This window comes from Streptomyces sp. MI02-7b (assembly GCF_033793585.1).
Taxonomy (GTDB): domain Bacteria; phylum Actinomycetota; class Actinomycetes; order Streptomycetales; family Streptomycetaceae; genus Actinacidiphila.
The window spans coordinates 214,728-232,151 of record NZ_JARAWX010000007.1 but is presented as its reverse complement, the minus strand read 5'-3'; the positions used below and the strand labels follow the sequence as shown (position 1 = coordinate 232,151).

Below are 17,424 nucleotides of genomic sequence, written 5' to 3'. Positions count from 1 at the left end.
GGGCGCGACGCGGGGGTGTCAGCCGTGTTTGCAGATGCGGTCCAGCAGGTTGGCGGTGGCCCGCTGCACTCGCTCGTCCACGTGGCCGGGGCGGTCCAGCGCGGGGGACCAGGCGAAGGTGCCGGAGGCGAAGACGTACGCGCCGGACGGCGCCCGGTACAGGGAGGTCTCCTGGTGCGCCCGGCGCCCGGCGGAGTCCTCGTACGGGGAGTGCGCGAGCAGGATGCGCTCGGTGCAGCCCGGCAGTTGGGTGCGCGGGAAGTAACGGTCCGCCTCGCCGGCCACCAGGCCCTCGATCTCGTCTCCCTCGCCGGCGCCGGTGGCCTCCCACAGCCAGTGGCCGGCATTGCGCACCACCAGGGGGGACGGCTCGGGCACCCGGCCCGCGTACTGCACGCCCAGCACCAGTTGCTCCGGCTCGCCCATGTCCCGCCACAGCGCGCTGCGGCCGGGCGGCGCGTCGCGGCGCTTGCGGCAGCTGAGCAGCCGGTCGGGGTCACCGGACGGGGACGGGCCCAGCTCGGTCTGCCAGTACATGGTGTTGGCGGAGAGGAAGACCAGTGAGGTGCCGCCGTCCCGGGCGTCCTCGACGGCGCGCCGCATGGGGACGGTCCAGTACTCGTCGTGGCCCGGGAAGACCATCCCCCGGTAGCGGGAAGGATCGATCCTGCCCGCGTGCAGGTCGCGGGCGTCGGCGTAGGCCAGGTCGTAGCCGTAGCGCTCGGCCCAGCGGATGAAGTCGTAGGCGTGGCCCACGTGCAGCGGCAGCCCCGCGCCCGCGTACGGCCGGTCGAAGGAGACCGTGACCGCGGCCTCCTCCTCGCCCAGCAGCCTGCCCTGCTCGTCCCACGCGTGGTAGAGGCTGGCGCCGGTCCTGCCGTTCTCGGGGTAGAGGTTGTACGCCTGCCAGGTCACGTCCGGCAGCAGCAGGAGCAGATCGGCCGGCCGGTCGTCGCGCACGGTGAAGGGGGCGTGGCTGCGGTAGCCGTCCTGCGTGGTCAGCACGGCCACGTAGGCGCCGGGGTTCCAGTGGGAGGGGACCTGCAGCCGCCAGGACTGCCACCAGTGGTGGCAGGAGACCGTGCGGCCCGCCGTGAGCGGCGCCGGCTGCACGATGCCGGACAGCCGCGGGCTGGTGCCCACCTGGGCGGCGCCGTCACCGCCGTAGTGGCCGATGCGGTAGACGTCGACGTTGTAGTTCTGCGGCGGGTCGACGGTGACCCGGAAGTCGATCGCGTCGCCCGGGGCCACGGAGGCGCCCGTGGCGAAGCCCTTGATCTGGCAGCGCACGTCGTCCGCGGACCGGGGTCCCGGGACACGCGGCGCGGCGTGCGACTCGCCGCGGGACGCGGTCAGATCGACGTACCAGGGGACGACCTGGCCGGTGTCGTCCAAATACTGCTCGGCCCCGCGCAGCCATGGCACCGGGCCCTGTCCGAACGGGTCGGTGACGCCGTGCGCGAGTGCCCCGGACTGCCAGCGGTGGACCTGCTCCCTCACCACGAATCTTCCCCTCCTCGCCGTCCCCCGAGGTGGTGTACGCGTGCCCAGCTCAAGGACATCACACAATGCGCTGTCCCGGTCACTGTTCGTGGTGTTTTATTCAAAGGGATTCATGTCGACGGGACACACCCGGTCAACTTCCGGTCAGACAAGCCGTATCGGCTTCTCGGGACGCACGCCCACGGCCGTGAGCCAGGAGCGCAGCGGGGCCGCGTCCCCGTTCTCCACGAGCCGGAGCACCGGCCATGACAGGTCGCCCCTGCGGACCCCGCCGACCAGCAGGGCCGGGCCGTCCAGCCAGTCCAGGCCGGGGGCCGCGCCCGCGGTGTCCACCGCGGCGCAGCAGACCATCGCCGTGACGTGATCGGTGAGCAGTTCCCGGCCGGTGCGGGGCGGCAGCAGGTGGTAGACGGGGGCGAACGCGCCGTCCACGGCCGCCTGGGCGGCGGCCTCCTCGCGGGTGGTCTCCTCGCGCGCGGCTTCCTCGCGGGCCACGTGCCGGGTGATCCGGGCGGCCAGCTCCTCGCTGCCGCCCGCGGACAGCCGGTCCAGCACCCGGGCGAGGGTCGCGCGGCCGGGCTGGTCGGGAGTGCCGGTCAGTCCCGCGGCGGCGCCGGTGGGGACGGACACCCGCCGGGGCCCGAGCGCCTCCGCCGGGTCGTGCGCCTCGTCCAGGACGGTGATCAGCCGGGCCGCGTCGCTGCGCCAGATGCGGTCCACGACCTCTTCGGGATAGGTGTCCCAGGCGACCGGCGACCAGTCGGGGCCCTGCCGCCGCGGACCTCCGTGGAACAGCCGCGCCGCCAGCAGCGAGGCGGCCTCGTCGACGGTGCCCGGCTCCTCCAGCAGGTCGCAGGCGGGACGCTCGCCCAGCCGCGACTCGAACCCCTCGGCCAGCCGGTCCCGCCGCGACAGCTCGGTCAGCGCCGCCACCACGCCCGCGTCCAGCCGGGACGGCCAGCGCCCCATCCGCCAGGCCGGCAGCGCCACCCGGGTCAGCAGCCGGTCCCAGCCCGCGTAGGCGAGTCCCACCTGCTCCTGGGCCACGATCCGCAGCCCGTAGTCGACCGCCTGGGCCCGCTCCGACGCGGCGCCGGCCACCGCGCGCTCCATCTCCGCGGCATGCACCCGGCAGCCGCGCAGCAGCAGTTTGGCGACCCAGCCGAGGAACCCGTACGCGGGCCTGCGTATCCATCCGGTGAACGAGGGCTCGTACGCGGCCGTGGCCACCCCGACCGCCGCGTCCAGCCCGCGCACGAAGCGGCGGGCCGCGGCGATGTCCGGATCGGCCGCCGGACCCGTGCCCGCCACGACCGGCGCGAGCAGCGCCCGCAGCTCGGCGACCCGCATCCACCACATGAAGGGCGAGCCGATCACCAGGGCGGGGGCCTGCGACGGGGCCTTGCGGCGCGTGCCGTGCGTGCGGTCCTCCAGCCAGCTGTCGCAGTCCGGGGTCAGCTCTATCGCGGAGGGCACCGGCACCTGCAGGCGCACCGCGAGGTCCCGCACCATGCGGTAGAGGTCGGGGGCGGCCTTCTCGGTGACCGCGACCGTGGGACTCACCGCCGGCCTGGCCCGGACGACCACGGCCGCGACACCGCCCGCGAGCAGCAGCACCAGCAGCGCGCCGGCGACGACCAGCCAGCGCAGGATGTCGGAGGTCTCGCCGACGATCCGGCCGGTCGCGCCGCCGACCAGCAGCACGACCGCCAGCGCGGCGGGCAGCAGCGCCACCGCCAGCGCGGTACTGCGAATCCGCAGCACGGCCAGCGCGCGTGCTCGCGCGACTCCTTCACCTGCTTCCCCGGCCAACGGTGTGCTCACCCCCAAGCTGCTGACGCGACTGCATGCCCCCACTGTCGCACCGCACACCGACACCGCAATGCCGGTAGGGCCGATTGTGCGGCGGTGGTGTGTTCTCGCAGTGCGCTTGCGCGGCACCCTAGTTGGGCCCCGGGCTCACGTCAGCAGGATGGCCAAGCCATCACCCCTTGGAGTGGCCTTGCCCAGGGTTCAGCCCCTGGCGGCCTTTTCCGCGATATCCGAACGGTGGTGCGAGCCCTTCAGCCCGATCCGGGCCACCGCCCGGTACGCGCGGTCGCGGGCCTTGGCGAGATCCGGCCCGGTCGCCGTGACCGACAGGACGCGGCCTCCGGCGCTCACCACCCGGCCGTCGGCGTCCGCCTTGGTGCCGGCGTGCAGCACGTAGGCGTGCTCGTCCTCGGCGGCCACTTCGTCCAGGCCGGTGATCGGGTCGCCGGTGCGCGGTGTGCCGGGGTAGTTCTCGGACGCCACCACGACCGTCACGGCCGCGCCCTCGCTCCAGCGCAGCGCCGGGAAGGCGGCCAGCCGGCCGCTCGCCGCCGCGCGCAGCAGCCCTGCCAGCGGGGTCTTGAGCCGGGCCAGCACGACCTGGGTCTCCGGGTCGCCGAAGCGCGCGTTGAACTCGATGACCCGCACTCCGCGCGAGGTGATGGCCAGGCCCGCGTAGAGCAGCCCGGAGAAGGGGGTGCCACGGCGGCGCAGTTCGTCGACGGTCGGCTGGAGCACCGTGCGCTCCACCTCCTCGACCAGCCGGGGATCGGCCCACGGCAGCGGGCTGTACGCGCCCATGCCGCCGGTGTTGGGGCCCTCGTCCCCGTCGTGGGCGCGCTTGAAGTCCTGCGCGGGCTGCAGTGGGACGACGGTCTCGCCGTCGGTGACGGCGAAGAGCGAGACCTCCGGGCCGTCGAGGAACTCCTCGATCACCACCCGCTCACAGGCGTTGGCGTGTGCCCGCGCCGCCTCCAGGTCGTCGGTCACCACGACGCCCTTGCCCGCGGCCAGGCCGTCGTCCTTGACGACGTACGGGGCGCCGAAGGCGTCCAGCGCCTCGTCCACCTCGGCGGGGGTGGTGCACACGTACGCGCGCGCGGTGGGCACCGCGGCCGTGGCCATCACGTCCTTGGCGAACGCCTTGGAGCCCTCCAGGGCGGCCGCCTCCCGCGACGGGCCGAAGGTGTCGATGCCCCGGGCGCGCACCGCGTCCGCGACCCCGGCCACGAGCGGGGCCTCGGGGCCGACGATCACGAGGTCGGCCTCCAGCCGGACGGCGAGCTCCGCGACGGCCTCCCCGTCCAGGGGGTCCACCGCGTGCAGCCGGGCCACCTCGGCGATGCCGGCGTTCCCGGGGGCGCAGTGCAGCGCCACCACGTCGGGGTCGAGGGACAGAGCGCGGCACAGGGCATGTTCGCGGGCACCGCCGCCGATGACAAGGACGTTCACGGCGCCAAGGGTATCGGCTGGGTACCGGCTCCTCCCGTGCCCCTCCCGTACCCCTCCCGGCGCCGGTCGCGCGCCGGGCCCGTCACCCGGCACCGGCGGCGTCACTCGATCGGGTGCTGCCTGCGGGGTCCCATACCTGATCAAGCACCTCGTAAGGGCGGAATTACCCTCATCCACTTCGCAAGCTCAGCCGTTCGGCGGTAAGAAGGGGGCTCCGTCATCGAAGTCGCGAGGGAGCGTGCAGGTGAGCCAGCCGGACATGTATCCCGAGGAGGTACCTCGGGAGGAACCGAAACGGCGGGCGCTCCACCGGCAGCGGGAGGACCTGCGGGCGCCCTCGTTCCCGCTGGGCGACTGGGGCGAGCCGGCGGAGCGGCTGGAGGAGCTCTACCGCTGGGCCGAGGCGGAGGCGGTGCGCACCGTGGAGTGGTACCTCGCCGACCGCGTGCGCAAGCGGCTGTGGGCCAGGGGGCTGCGGATCGCCGCCGCGCTGGCCGCGACCTCCGGCGCCGTGCTCGCCGTGACCGGCGCGGGGGTGCGCGACCGCTGGGCCTACGCCGCGCTGCTGCTGGCCGTCGTCTGCGTCGGCCTGGACCGCCATCTCGGCCTGACCGCCGGGTGGATGCGGGACGTGGCCACCGCCCAGGCCGTGCAGCGCCGCCTGGAGGCGCTGCGCTACGACTGGGCGTCGGAGTCCGTGCGCGAGGTGCTCGGCCCCACCGAGGGCACCGCGGCCGAGGCGGCCGAACGCTGCCTGACGGTGCTGCGCCGGTTCTCCGAGGACGTCTCGGAGCTCGTACGGTCCGAGACCGCGGACTGGATGCTGGACTTCCGGGCCGGTGGCGCCCCGTTGCGTACGCAGTCCCTGACCTGGGGAGGGGGCGCACGCAGCCCGGAGGGCGGTGCGCCCGGCACCGGCGGGCGGTTCCCGCTGCTGCCGGGCGGCCGGCCGAACATGCCGCGCCAGCGGCCCCCGGAGGGGCCCCGCGCGGGCTGAACAGCGCCCTGGGGGACGCTAGCTGAAGACGATCATCGAGCCCTGGCCGAGCGAGCGGGTGGCCGCCGCGTGCAGCCCCAGCCACACGTGCCGTTCCCGCCCGAAGGGGCTGCCGTCGTCGGGGGCGGGCGCGGCGGCCGGCTCCTCCAGATCGGTGGGCCCGGCCGGCGGCACCGGCGGGGGCGGCGGGTTGAGCGGGTCGATGCCGATGACGGGCGCGACGAAGTCCAGCTCGCGCAGCAGCCCGTGGGCCGAGCCCAGCGGGCCGCCGCCCTCCAGCAGTTCGTCGTTGACCAGCGGGAAGGGGAAGTCCAGCGGCACGTACGCGCCGGCGTGGTCGTAGTGCCACACCAGGTGCGACTGCTGGGCGGTGGTCTCGAACATCTCCAGCAACTGCTCGTAGTCCCCGCCGAGTTCGTCGACCGGGGTGACGGCCAGGCCCTGGATGTGCAGCAGGTACGCCCGGCGCAGGAAGTGCAGTGCGTCGTAGTCGAACCCGGCGACCGGCGCGACGTCGCCTGACAGGCCCGGCATGTAGCTGTACACGGGTACCGGCGGCAGACCGGCGTCGCTCAGCGCCTTGTCGTAGCGGGCGATTTCCTCGGCGAACGGGTTGTCGGGGCTGTGGCAGAGCACGTCCACCAGGGGAACCAGCCACAAGTCGCAGGCCACAGGCGCTCCAAGTCCTTCCGTGCGTGGTCGGGCCAGCGTAGTGGGCTAGGGCCCGGGGGGCCGACGCATCAGCCCGAGAGAGTGGTCGTTGAATTCCTCCATGATCCGCTGGGCGGTCTCCGGATCGCGCTTCTCCACGGCACCCACCAGCTCCACGTGGTCCGCCCAGCACACCCCCTCCAGGGAGGCGCGGGCACGCAGGAAGGGCACCTCGTACGCCCAGGTCTGCATGCGGATGCGGTCAAGGAAATCGGCCACGTGGGCGTTGCCGGCCAGCGCGGTCAGCTCGCGCCAGAAGCGGATGTCGTGGCCGATGAGCACGTCCAGCTCACCGGCGCGGGCGGCCGGCGCGGCGGCCTCGGCACGGCGTCGGACGGAGGCGAGCGCGGCGGGTTCGACCTCGCGCATGCCGCGTGCGGCGATCCGGCGGAAGATGCCCTCCACGACCAGGGTGCGGGCCCCCACCATGGAGCGGAACTCGGAGTCGGTGAAGCGGCGGACCTGGAAGCCGCGATGGTGCTCGACCTCCAGCAGCCCCTGCGCGGCGAGGTCGACCAGCGCCTCGCGCACGGGTGTCGCGGAGACCCCGTACAGCTCGGCGATCTCCTTCACGGTGAAGTGGCGTCCGGCGACCATGCGGCCGGTGAGCACCTCGTCGCGCAGTGCGTCGGCGATCTGCTGGCGCAGACTGCTCCGTCTGACGGGACCGCCTGCATCTGCACCATCCCGCATGCCCGGTGCCTCCCTCGGATGTGCGTGCGCCTGGATGCGCCTCACCCTATGCGAGGGCCGGCCGCGGGTGGCCCGCGCCTGTGGCACGGGTCACGCGCGGCCGGTGGGTTCAGCGCGTGTGCTCGTCGGCGACGGACAGGGCCGCGTCGAGCAGCGCGAGGCCCTCCTTGGCCTCGGCCTCGGTGATGTTGCAGGCGGGCACCACATGGGTGCGGTTCATGTTCACGAACGGCCACAGCCCGCTCTTCCTGCAGGCCGCCGCGAACGCCGCCATGGGGGCGTTGGCCTCGCCCGAGGCGTTGTAGGAGACCAGCGGCTCACGGGTCTCCCGGTCGCGGACCAGCTCCAGCGCCCAGAAGGCGCCCAGGCCCCGCACCTCGCCCACCGACGGGTGGCGCTCGGCCAGCTCGCGCAGCCCGGGGCCGAGGGTGTGCTCGCCGAGCTCGGCGGCCCGGCCGACGACCCCCTCGTCCTCCATCACCCCGATCGTGGCGACGGCCGCGGCGCAGGCCAGCGGGTGGCCGGAGTAGGTGAGCCCGCCGGGGTAGGGCCGGGTGGCGAAGGTCGCGGCGATCTCCTCGCTGATGGCGACACCGCCGAGCGGCACGTAACCGGAGTTCACGCCCTTGGCGAAGGTCAGCAGGTCGGGGACGACGTCGAACTGCTCCGCGGCGAACCAGCTGCCGGTGCGGCCGAAGCCCGCCATGACCTCGTCCAGGACCAGGACGATGCCGTAGCGGTCGCAGATCGCGCGGACACCCGCCAGGTAGCCCGGCGGCGGCACCATGACGCCCGCCGTCCCCGGCACGGTCTCCAGCACGATCGCCGCGACGGACTGCGGTCCCTCGAAGACGATCGTGTCCTCCAGGTGCTGCAGCGCGCGGTCGCGCTCCTGCTCCTCGGTCTCCGAGTGGAACGGCGAGCGGTAGAGGAACGGCGCCCAGAAGTGGACGACGCCGGCCGAGCCGTTGTCGGACGGCCAGCGGCGCGGGTCGCCGGTCAGGTTGATCGCGGCGGAGGTGGCGCCGTGGTACGAGCGGTAGGCGGAGAGCACCTTGGGGCGGCCGGTGTGCAGCCGGGCCATCCGTACGGCGTTCTCGACGGCCTCGGCGCCGCCGTTGGTGAAGAAGATCTTGTTCAGGTCGCCGGGGGTGCGCTCGGCGATCAGCCGGGCGGCCTCCGAGCGCGACTCCACGGCGAACGCGGGCGCGAACGTGACGAGCTTCGCGGCCTGCTCCTGGATCGCTGCGACGACCGCGGGGTGCTGGTACCCGATGTTGGTGAACACCAGGCCACTGGTGAAGTCCAGGTAGCGGTTGCCGTCGTAGTCCCAGAAGTACGCGCCCTCCGCCCCGGCGACCGCCAGCGGGTCGATCAGGTCCTGCGCCGACCAGGAGTGGAAGACGTGCGCGCGGTCGGCGGCCTTCACGGCGGCGCCGGTCCCGGGGTCTGCGTAAGGAGGGGTCATGGCCCCAAGGCTAAGCAGACGCCCGGGCGACCTCCCATTGGCACCCTGTATGACGGTGGGCGGGCACGCCGACAGCTTGTACGGCACGCCCGCCCCTTCTCCGTCAGGTGCGGCTACAGGAACGAGTTGATCTCGATCGTCTCGGTCCGGCCGGGACCGACGCCGATGGCGGAGATCGGGGCGCCCGACATCTCCTCCAGCGCCTTCACGTACGCCTGCGCGTTCTTCGGCAGGTCGGCGAAGGTCTTGGCCTGGGTGATGTCCTCGCTCCAGCCGGGCAGCGTCTCGTAGATCGGCTTCGCGTGGTGGAAGTCGGTCTGGCTGAACGGCAGTTCCTCGACGCGCTTGCCGTCGATCTCGTAGGCGACGCAGACCGGGATGCGCTCCCAGCCGGTCAGCACGTCGAGCTTGGTGAGGAAGAAGTCGGTCAGGCCGTTGACCCGGGTCGCGTACCGGGCGATGACCGCGTCGAACCAGCCGCAACGGCGGTCACGGCCGGTGGTGACGCCCCGCTCACCACCGATGCGCCGCAGCGCGTCGCCGTCCTCGTCGAACAGCTCGGTCGGGAAGGGGCCGGCGCCGACGCGGGTGGTGTACGCCTTCAGGATGCCGATGACCCGGCTGATCTTGGTGGGGCCGATGCCCGAGCCCGTGCAGGCGCCGCCCGCGGTCGGGTTGGAGGACGTCACGAAGGGGTACGTGCCGTGGTCGACGTCCAGCAGGGTGCCCTGGCCGCCCTCCAGGAGCACGACCTTGCCCTCGTCGAGGGCGGAGTTGAGGAGGAACGTCGTGTCCGCGACGTAGTCCTTGATCTGCTCGGCGTAGCCCAGGTACTCCTCGACGACCTGGTCGATGCTGATCGCCCGGCGGTTGAAGATCTTGACCAGGACCTGGTTCTTGTCGTGGAGCGCGGCCTCGACCTTCTGCCGCAGGATCGACTCGTCGAAGAGGTCCTGCACCCGGATGCCCACGCGGTTGATCTTGTCGGCGTACGCCGGGCCGATGCCGCGGCCGGTGGTGCCGATCCTGCGCTTGCCGAGGAAGCGTTCCGTCACCTTGTCCAGGGTCTGGTGGTACGGCGTGATCAGGTGGGCGTTCCCGCTGATGACGAGCTTGGACGTGTCGACGCCGCGCTCGTTCAGCCCGCTCAGCTCGGAGAGCAGGACGGCCGGGTCGACGACGACGCCGTTGCCGATCACGGGGGTGCACCCGGGCGAGAGGATTCCGGAGGGCAGAAGGTGCAACGCGTACTTCTGGTCACCGACGACCACCGTGTGGCCGGCGTTGTTGCCGCCCTGGTAGCGCACCACGTAGTCCACGGAACCACCGAGCAGGTCGGTGGCCTTCCCCTTGCCCTCGTCACCCCACTGAGCACCGAGCAGCACAAGTGCGGGCACAGGCGTACACCCCTTCCGGGCGGGGCATGTCCAACGTGGCTCCCCATGGCGGGGAGAGCGGTCGGACCGGTGCCCCGGAATAGACGAAGCCCCTGGCGCAAGGCAGCGCAAGGGGCTCTTGCACCGAGATGTTACCTGAGGAAGGACCAAGGTGTCGGCTCAGCGACCGGTCGGGCAGCCCCTGCTCGTGGTCATCGACCCTGCCGCCCGTGTCATGGACGGCGAATCCGTACGCATCGCGAAGGATGTGCTGTGCGGGGGATCGCTCTCCGTGAAGATCGCACTTCCGGAGTCCGAGGAAGAGGCGGTACGGGCGCTGGAGCACCGGGGACGGCGGCGCCCGGTCGTGGTGGGCGACGACGCGGCGCTGCTGCGCACCGTACGGGCGCTGTACGGGGCGCGGGCGCTGGGCGAGGCGGTGGTCGGACTGGTCCCGGTCGGGCGGAGCACCGCGCTGGCCCGGGCGCTGGGCGTCCCCGGCGGTGCGGTGAACGCGGCGCGGGCGGTGCTCGACGGGGCCGAACGGGAACTGGACCTCCTGCTCGACGACAGCGGCGGCATCGTGCTGGGCGCCCTGCGCATCTCCTCCGCGACCCCGGCGTGGCTGATGCCCGTCGAGCGGCGGGCCCGCTCACTGGCCCGCACGTTCAGCCTGCACGGGCACCCCGCGGGCCTGGCCATGCGCGGCGTCCAGCGGCTGCGCGTCGAGGCCGACGGGGTCGTCCTGGCCGACCTGGACGACGGCGTCGAGGAGGTGTCGGTCTCCATGGCCGCCCCCGGCCTGGCCGAGGTCCTGGTACGCCGCGACGGCGCCGCGACCGCCGCGCCGGTGCACGCCCGCACGGTCACCGTCTCCGGACGGGACTTCCGCTACACCGCGGACGCGGCGAATGCGGGCCCGGTCCGCCGCCGCACCTGGACGGTGATGCCGGCGGCCTGGCGGCTGACGGTGCCGCGGTCTTTTTAAGGGGCTCGGTTCGCCTCCGGCTCACTCGCGACGGGGAGGCAGGGGCTAGAGGAGGCCGTTCTCGCGGAGTTCGGACTTGTGCTCGCGCCAGCGGTCCATGAGGTCGACGATCTCCTTCTGGAGGAAGTCGAAGAACGCGGCGGTCTCGGCGATGCGGCGGCCCGCGGGAGTGTCGGGGCCGGCCTCCTCGATGCCGTCGCGGAGGGCGCCCTCCCAGCGGGCGAGGATGCGGTCGCGGCGGGTGAAGGTCTCGTACCACTGGTCGCTGTGCACCCGGTAGCGCTCGCGCCGGGAGCCGGGCTCGCGTTCGCGGGTCAGCATGCCGACCTGTGAGAGGTAGCGGACCGCGCCGGAGATCGCGGCGGGGCTGGCCTGCAGGCGTTCGGCCAGCTCGGCGGCGCTGAGCATCCCGGTGTCGGAGGCGAGCAGCGCCGCGAAGACGCGGGCGGCCATGCGCTGCATGCCGGCCTCGACCAGTTCCGCCGCGAACCGCTCGACGAACGTCATCGGCTCGAAGGATCGCTCTGCCACCACTATCGCCTCCCGTCCGAAGTTTATACAGTTCCTTAACTTCACAAATTTGTGAATGTACTGTACGTTCAGAACCATGACGAAGGCAATCAGTGTGGCCGGACTCCACAAGTCCTTCGGCCGCACGCACGCACTGGACGGCCTGGACCTGGCCGTCGAGACCGGTGAGGTGCACGGCTTCCTCGGGCCCAACGGGGCGGGGAAGTCCACGACCATCCGCGTCCTGCTGGGGCTGCTCCGCGCGGACGGCGGTGCCGCCCGGTTGCTCGGCGGGGACCCGTGGCGGGACGCGGTCGCGCTGCACCGGCGCCTGGCCTACGTCCCCGGTGACGTCACGCTCTGGCGCAACCTCAGCGGCGGCGAGGTCATCGACCTGCTCGGGCGGCTGCGCGGCGGGCTGGACGAGGCGCGCAGGCGCCGGCTGCTGGAGCGTTTCGAGCTGGACCCGGCGAAGAAGGGCCGCGCCTACTCGAAGGGCAACCGGCAGAAGGTCGCGCTCGTCGCCGCGTTCGCCTCCGATGTCGAGCTGCTGATACTCGACGAGCCCACCTCGGGGCTGGACCCGCTGATGGAGGAGGCCTTCCGGGAGTGCGTCCGGGAGGAGCGCGACCGCGGGCGCACAGTGCTGCTGTCCAGTCACATCCTCAGCGAGGTCGAGGCGCTGTGCGACCGGGTGAGCATCATCCGCAAGGGACGCACCGTCGAGACCGGGAGCCTGGCCGAGTTGCGGCACCTCACCCGCACGTCGGTCACCGCCGAGCTCGCCGGGCCGGCCGACGCCCTGGCCGGCCTGCCCGGCGTGCACGACCTGGACATCCAGGGCAGTCGCGTGAAGCTCCAGGTCGACGCCGGGGAACTGAACGCGGTGCTGAGGCGGTTGAGCGAGGCCGGGGTCCGCAGCCTGACCAGCACGCCGCCCACGCTGGAAGAACTGTTCCTGCGGCACTACGAGACGGACAGCGACGCCGCCGCGGACGACGACACCGCCGGCGTGACGGAGGCGGCGCGGTGAACCGGCCGGACACGCTCGCCGGCACCGCGGTGCTCACCCGCCTCGCGCTCCGCCGCGACCGGATCATGATCCCGGCGTGGGCGGTGCCGATCGCCCTGCTCGTCGCCTCCAGCGCCTCCGCCTTCGGTTCGCTGTACGACACTGCCGCCAAGCGTGCCGAGGTGGCCGCGAGCGCCGCGGGCAACGCCTCGCTCCGCGCGCTGTACGGACCCGTCTTCGACACCGGCATCGGCGGGCTGACGGCCTGGCGCACGATGGCCTTCGGTGCCGCCGCGGCCGGGCTGATGGCCGTGCTCCTGGTCGTCCGGCACACCCGCGAGGAAGAGGAGGCCGGCCGGCTGGAACTCGTCGGCGCGGGCGCCGTCGGCCGCCGGGCGCCGCTGGCCGCGGCCCTGGCCACCGGTTTCGGGGCCTCCGTCGCGCTCGGCGTCCTCGTCACGCTCGGGCTGCTCGGGCACGGCGCGCTCGGGGCCGTGGCCTTCGGCTGTGCCTTCGCGGGCGTGGGCTGCGCCTTCGCCGCCGTCGGCGCGGTCGCCGCGCAGCTCACCGAGAGCGCCCGTGCCGCCCGGGGCATCGGCGGCGCCGTGCTCGGCCTCGCCTTCCTGCTGCGCGCCGCCGGCGACGGCGGCTCCGGCACGCTGACCTGGCTCTCGCCGCTCGGCTGGGCCGAGAACATACGGCCCTACGGCGACGAACGCTGGTGGGTGCCGGCGCTGTTCGCCCTATGGGTCGCCGGGCTCGTCGCCCTCGCGTACGCCCTGGTCGCCCGGCGGGACATCGACGCCTCCCTGATCCCGTCCCGTCCCGGACCCGCCGCGGCCGGTCCCCGGCTGCGCGGCGCGCAGGGCCTGGCCTGGCGGCTGCAGCGCGGTTCCCTGGGGGGCTGGGCGTTCGGCTTCGCCGTGGGCGGCGCCACGCTGGGCGCCCTCGCCGACGGGGCCACCGGCCTCGTGCGCGGCAACGACCGGCTCGCGGACGTCATCAGGGACATGGGCGGCGCGTCGGGCCTCGTCGACTCCTATCTCGCCTCGATGAGCGGCGTGATGGGCATGATCGCGGCGCTCTACGCCGTCCAGGCCGTGCTGCGGCTCCAGGGCGAGGAGAACTCCGGCCGCGCCGAACCCGTCCTCGCCACCGGTGTCGGCCGGGTCCGCTGGGCCATGAGCCACACGCTGCTCGCCGCGGGCGGGTCCGTGCTGCTCCTGCTGGTGTCCGGGCTCGCCATGGGCCTCGGTTACGGGGCGACGACCGGGGGCACGGGGCACCAGATGGTGCGGCTGACGGGCGCGGCCCTGGTGCAGCTGCCCGCGGTGTGGTGCGTGGCGGCGGTCGCGCTCCTGCTGTACGGCGCCGTCCCCAAGGCCGCTGTGGCGAGTTGGGGCGTGGCCTCGCTGACCCTGGGGATCGGGCTGTACGGACCGGCGCTGAAGCTCTCGCCCTGGGTGATGGACCTGTCGGTCTTCACGCACCTGCCGAAGGCACCGTCCGCGGAGGTCACCCCCGGCCCGCTGGTGCTCCTCACCGTGCTCGCGCTCGCCCTGGGCACCGGCGGCCTCGCGGCCCTGCGCCGCCGGGACCTCGTCGCGTGACGTCCCCGCGACGAAGCGCCCCCGCCGCCCCGGAGGACCGGGCGGCCGGGGCGCGCCGACGTTCAGCAGCTGACGCGCAGTTCCCGCAGGCCCCGGATGACGTACCCCTCGTTCCAGCTCGGCTCCGCCACCAGTTCCAGGCGCGGCGCGGCCCGCAGCAGAGCCGAGAAGGACGCGGCGAGTTCGATGCGGGCCAGCGGCGCGCCGAGGCAGTAGTGGATGCCCGCGCCGAAGGTGATGTGCGGATTGTCAGGCCGCGTGAGGTCCAGGCGGTCGGGGTCGGCGAACCGCTCGGGGTCGCGGTTGGCGGAGCCGAACAGCAGGGCCACCTCGCTGCCGCGCGGGATCACGGTGCCGCCGACCTCGATGTCGTCCAGCACCCACCGCTCGAACATCTGCAACGGCGTGTCGAAGCGCAGCAGTTCCTCGATCGCCGTCGGCAGCAGTTCCTCAGGTGCCGCACGCAGCGCCGCCAGCTGGTCGGGGTGCCGGAACAGCGTCCACCAGCCGTTCCCGGTGGTGTTGACGGTCGCCTCGTGCCCGGCGTTCAGCAGCAGCACGCAGGTGGAGACCATCTCCTGCTCGCTGAGCCGGTCGCCCTCGTCGTGCGCCGCGATCAGGGCGCTGATCAGGTCCTCGCCGGGCGCCTTGCGCCGCTCGGCGATCAGCTCGCGCAGGTACTCGGAGAACTCCACGCTCGCCCGGACCGCCCGCCGCGCCGCCTCCTCGGTCGGGTTGAGCTCGAACATCCCGACGATGTCCGCCGACCACGGCCGCAGCAGGTGCCGGTCGCCGGCCGGTATCCCGAGCATCTCGGCGATGACCGCGACCGGCAGCGGCTCGGCGACGGCGGCGATCAGGTCGCCGCCGCCCTCCGCGACCAGCCGCTCCACGAGTTCTCCGGCCAGCCGCTGGACGGTCGGGGTGAGCCGCTCGACCGTCCGCGGGGTGAAGGCCTTGGAGACCAGTCGCCGGATGCGGGTGTGGTCCGGGGCCTCCAGGTCCAGCAGGCCGTTGCCGTTGAGCACGGTGAAGGGCTCGTGCTCGGGCGGCGGCGGGGTGCGCCCGAAGTCCTCGTGGCTGAAGCGGTGCAGGTAGGTTCGGCCGAGGCGGCGGTCCCGCAGCAGGGCGCTGACGTCCGCGTAGTGCGGGATCAGCCACTGGCTGCTGGGCTCGAACCAGTGCGCGCGGCCCTCTGCCCGAAGCCGGGAGTACGCCGGGTAGGGGTCGGCCACGAACTCGGCCGACCAGGGATCGAAGGCGGTCGCAGGGCTGCTCATGTGCGGAGACTACCCTCCGTCCCGTCAGCCGCCAGGGGTGACCAGCCGCGCCTCGTACGCGAAGACCGCCGCCTGCGTCCGGTCGCGCAGCCCGAGCTTCACCAGCACGCGGCTCACGTGGGTCTTCACCGTCGACTCCGCGACCACCAGGTGCTCGGCGATCTCCCCGTTGGACAGTCCCTGGGCGACCAGCACCAGCACCTCCGTCTCACGCTCCGTGAGGTCCCCGACCCGTTCCTGGGTCGGCGGCCGCGGCGTGCCGAGCCGGTTGAACTCGGTGATCAGCCGCCTGGTGACCGCCGGGGCCAGCAGCGCGTCCCCCGCGGCGACGATCCGCACCCCGTCGGCGAGCTGGCGCGCGGAGGCGTCCTTGAGCAGGAAGCCCGACGCGCCAGCCCGCAGCGCCTGGTAGACGTACTCGTCCAGGTCGAAGGTGGTCAGCACGAGCACCTTGGCGTCGGCGTCCGCGGCGACGATCTCGCGGGTCGCCTCCAGGCCGTTCATCTCGGGCATGCGGATGTCCATCAGGACCACGTCCGGCCGCAGCGCCGCGACCTGCTCGACCGCCTGCCGGCCGTCGACCGCCTCACCGACCACCTCGATGTCCGGCTGTGCGTTGAGCAGCACCGAGAAGCCCTCGCGGACCATCATCTGGTCGTCCGCGACCAGCACCCGGATCGTCGTGGCGCTCATGACCGGTCCGCGACGACGGGGATGAAGACCGCGACCTCGTAACCGCCGTCCTCGGTGGTCCCGTCGGTCATCTCGCCGCCGAGCATCGTCACCCGCTCCCGCATGCCGGTGATGCCGTGTCCGGCCCCGGGTGACGGTTTCGCCAGGCCGCGCGGCGGCCCGTTGACGACGCGCAGGCCGAGGCCGCCGAGGACGTAGGAGATCTCCACCCGGGCCGAGGCGCCCGGTGCGTGCCGCAGGGTGTTGCTCAGCGCCTCCTGGATGATCCGGTACGCCGACAGCTCGACGCCCTGCGGCAGTTCGCGCACCGCGCCGGTCACCGTCTTGTCCACGCCGAGCCCCGCCTCGCGCACATTGGCGATCAGCCGGTCCAGATCGCCCAGCGTCGGCTGCGGGGCGTCGGGCGCCTCGTAGTCCTCCGCCCGTACGACGCCCAGCACCCGGCGCAGCTCGGTCAGGGCGATGACGGCGTTCTCGCGGATGATCGCGAAGCTCTGGGTCAGCGCCTCGGGCGGGTTCTCGACGCGGTAGGGGGCGGCCTCCGCCTGGATGGCGATCACCGACATGTGGTGGGCGACGACGTCGTGCAGTTCGCGGGCGATGGTCGTGCGCTCCTCCAGCAGCGTGCGACGGGTGCGCTCGACCTCGGTGACGGCGACCTGCGCGGCCACCTTCTTCTTGGAGTCGCGCAGCCCGCGCACCGCCGCCACGACGAACAGCAGGACGCCGGACAGGAAGATCATGATGAACGGGTCGGCCCCGTACCAGCCCCCCAGGGAGCTGAAGGCCAGTGCCAGCACGGCGGTGAGCAGCCACATCTCGACGGCCACCCGGGCCCGGGAGCGCGCCGCGACCACCGCCAGCACCGTCAGGTGCGAGACGAAACCGGCGTCCGTCCACGGCGCGGTGGACGACCAGCCGTCGGTGAACAGCAGCCCCGTCACGACCGCGGCCCCGAGCGACAGCCACCAGGCGCCGACCGGCCGGAACATCGTCGTCAGCAACGGCACACCGGCGAGCAGGGCGGCCAGGAAACCGCCGAGGCCGCCGTTGCTCTCCGCCGCCACCAGCGTCAGCAGGAACGCGAAGCCGGTCAGCACGGCGTGCGGCAGCCAGCGGGCGTACACCCGCAGCCGGCGCGGCACCAGGCTGAGCAGGGGGTGCCCGTCACGGAGCGGTGCCATCGGGTCGAAGGCGAAGGCGTCGGTTATCAGGTCCTGCCGCAGTCCGCTCAGGGCGCCGCGGGCCATGCGGAGCTCGGTCCGCAGCGTGGTCTGGCTCGTCTCGGTCACGCTCTCACCGTAGGGATCGCTGCGTCC

At 73.2% G+C, this 17,424-nt stretch carries 15 protein-coding genes; 4 read left to right on the top strand and 11 right to left on the bottom strand.

Features of this window, described 5'->3' with window-relative positions; genetic code table 11:
* Nucleotides 1-18: 18 nt before the first annotated feature.
* From PV364_RS14145 to purD, 3 genes are all read right to left on the bottom strand, one after another.
* Nucleotides 19-1,503, bottom strand: a complete 1,485-nt coding sequence (locus PV364_RS14145) for a N,N-dimethylformamidase beta subunit family domain-containing protein (RefSeq protein ID WP_319660266.1) — start codon at nucleotides 1,501-1,503, stop codon at nucleotides 19-21.
* 144 nt (nucleotides 1,504-1,647) lie between these two features.
* A complete protein-coding gene (locus PV364_RS14140) occupies nucleotides 1,648-3,327 on the bottom strand; it encodes a hypothetical protein (protein WP_319660265.1) in 1,680 nt (559 codons plus the stop codon).
* A gap of 189 nt (nucleotides 3,328-3,516) precedes the next feature.
* Nucleotides 3,517-4,767 (bottom strand): phosphoribosylamine--glycine ligase, encoded by a 1,251-nt coding sequence (gene purD / locus PV364_RS14135; RefSeq protein WP_319660264.1) that lies wholly within the window; start codon nucleotides 4,765-4,767, stop codon nucleotides 3,517-3,519.
* Nucleotides 4,768-5,011: 244 nt separating this feature from the next.
* On the opposite strand from purD, the gene PV364_RS14130 reads away from it, so the two are divergent.
* Complete coding sequence (locus PV364_RS14130; protein WP_319660263.1) at nucleotides 5,012-5,764, top strand: SLATT domain-containing protein; 753 nt, start codon at nucleotides 5,012-5,014, stop codon at nucleotides 5,762-5,764.
* 18 nt (nucleotides 5,765-5,782) lie between these two features.
* On the opposite strand, the gene PV364_RS14125 is transcribed toward PV364_RS14130, so the two are convergent.
* From PV364_RS14125 to PV364_RS14110, 4 genes are all read right to left on the bottom strand, one after another.
* Complete coding sequence (locus PV364_RS14125) at nucleotides 5,783-6,436, bottom strand: hypothetical protein (protein ID WP_319660262.1); 654 nt, start codon at nucleotides 6,434-6,436, stop codon at nucleotides 5,783-5,785.
* 45 nt (nucleotides 6,437-6,481) lie between these two features.
* Nucleotides 6,482-7,168, bottom strand: a complete 687-nt coding sequence (locus tag PV364_RS14120; protein ID WP_319660261.1) for a GntR family transcriptional regulator — start codon at nucleotides 7,166-7,168, stop codon at nucleotides 6,482-6,484.
* A gap of 109 nt (nucleotides 7,169-7,277) precedes the next feature.
* On the bottom strand, nucleotides 7,278-8,636 hold the full coding sequence (locus tag PV364_RS14115; protein WP_319660260.1) for an aspartate aminotransferase family protein: 1,359 nt from the start codon (nucleotides 8,634-8,636) through the stop codon (nucleotides 7,278-7,280).
* Nucleotides 8,637-8,749: 113 nt separating this feature from the next.
* Nucleotides 8,750-10,033: an adenylosuccinate synthase gene (locus tag PV364_RS14110; RefSeq protein ID WP_319660259.1), complete on the bottom strand. Its 1,284-nt coding sequence runs from the start codon at nucleotides 10,031-10,033 to the stop codon at nucleotides 8,750-8,752.
* Between the two features lie 187 nt (nucleotides 10,034-10,220).
* On the opposite strand from PV364_RS14110, the gene PV364_RS14105 reads away from it, so the two are divergent.
* Nucleotides 10,221-11,000, top strand: a complete 780-nt coding sequence (locus tag PV364_RS14105; RefSeq protein ID WP_319660400.1) for a diacylglycerol kinase — start codon at nucleotides 10,221-10,223, stop codon at nucleotides 10,998-11,000.
* 45 nt (nucleotides 11,001-11,045) lie between these two features.
* Here the strand turns inward: PV364_RS14105 and PV364_RS14100 are convergent, their stop codons facing one another.
* Nucleotides 11,046-11,507 (bottom strand): GbsR/MarR family transcriptional regulator, encoded by a 462-nt coding sequence (locus PV364_RS14100; RefSeq protein WP_319660399.1) that lies wholly within the window; start codon nucleotides 11,505-11,507, stop codon nucleotides 11,046-11,048.
* A gap of 100 nt (nucleotides 11,508-11,607) precedes the next feature.
* Here PV364_RS14100 and PV364_RS14095 point away from each other — a divergent pair, with 100 nt between their 5' ends.
* Together PV364_RS14095 and PV364_RS14090 are read left to right on the top strand one after the other, a co-directional pair.
* On the top strand, nucleotides 11,608-12,543 hold the full coding sequence (locus PV364_RS14095) for an ABC transporter ATP-binding protein (RefSeq protein WP_319660258.1): 936 nt from the start codon (nucleotides 11,608-11,610) through the stop codon (nucleotides 12,541-12,543).
* Nucleotides 12,540-14,132, top strand: coding sequence for an ABC transporter permease (locus PV364_RS14090; RefSeq protein WP_415924551.1), 1,593 nt, complete (start codon nucleotides 12,540-12,542; stop codon nucleotides 14,130-14,132). The genes PV364_RS14095 and PV364_RS14090 overlap by 4 nt, the downstream gene beginning before the upstream one ends.
* A 62-nt stretch (nucleotides 14,133-14,194) precedes the next feature.
* Here PV364_RS14090 and PV364_RS14085 read toward each other — a convergent pair whose 3' ends face one another.
* Genes PV364_RS14085 through PV364_RS14075 form a run of 3 tightly spaced genes read right to left on the bottom strand, consistent with a single transcriptional unit; the run spans nucleotide 14,195 to nucleotide 17,397 of the window.
* The gene (locus PV364_RS14085; protein WP_319660257.1) at nucleotides 14,195-15,412 is read right to left on the bottom strand and encodes a cytochrome P450; all 1,218 of its coding nucleotides are present in this window, start codon (nucleotides 15,410-15,412) and stop codon (nucleotides 14,195-14,197) included.
* Nucleotides 15,413-15,436: 24 nt separating this feature from the next.
* Nucleotides 15,437-16,105 (bottom strand): response regulator transcription factor, encoded by a 669-nt coding sequence (locus tag PV364_RS14080; RefSeq protein ID WP_319660256.1) that lies wholly within the window; start codon nucleotides 16,103-16,105, stop codon nucleotides 15,437-15,439.
* Nucleotides 16,102-17,397 carry a histidine kinase gene (locus PV364_RS14075; RefSeq protein ID WP_415924550.1) on the bottom strand — a complete coding sequence of 432 codons (1,296 nt, stop codon included), beginning with the start codon at nucleotides 17,395-17,397 and terminating at the stop codon, nucleotides 16,102-16,104. The genes PV364_RS14080 and PV364_RS14075 overlap by 4 nt, the downstream gene beginning before the upstream one ends.
* Nucleotides 17,398-17,424: the final 27 nt, after the last annotated feature.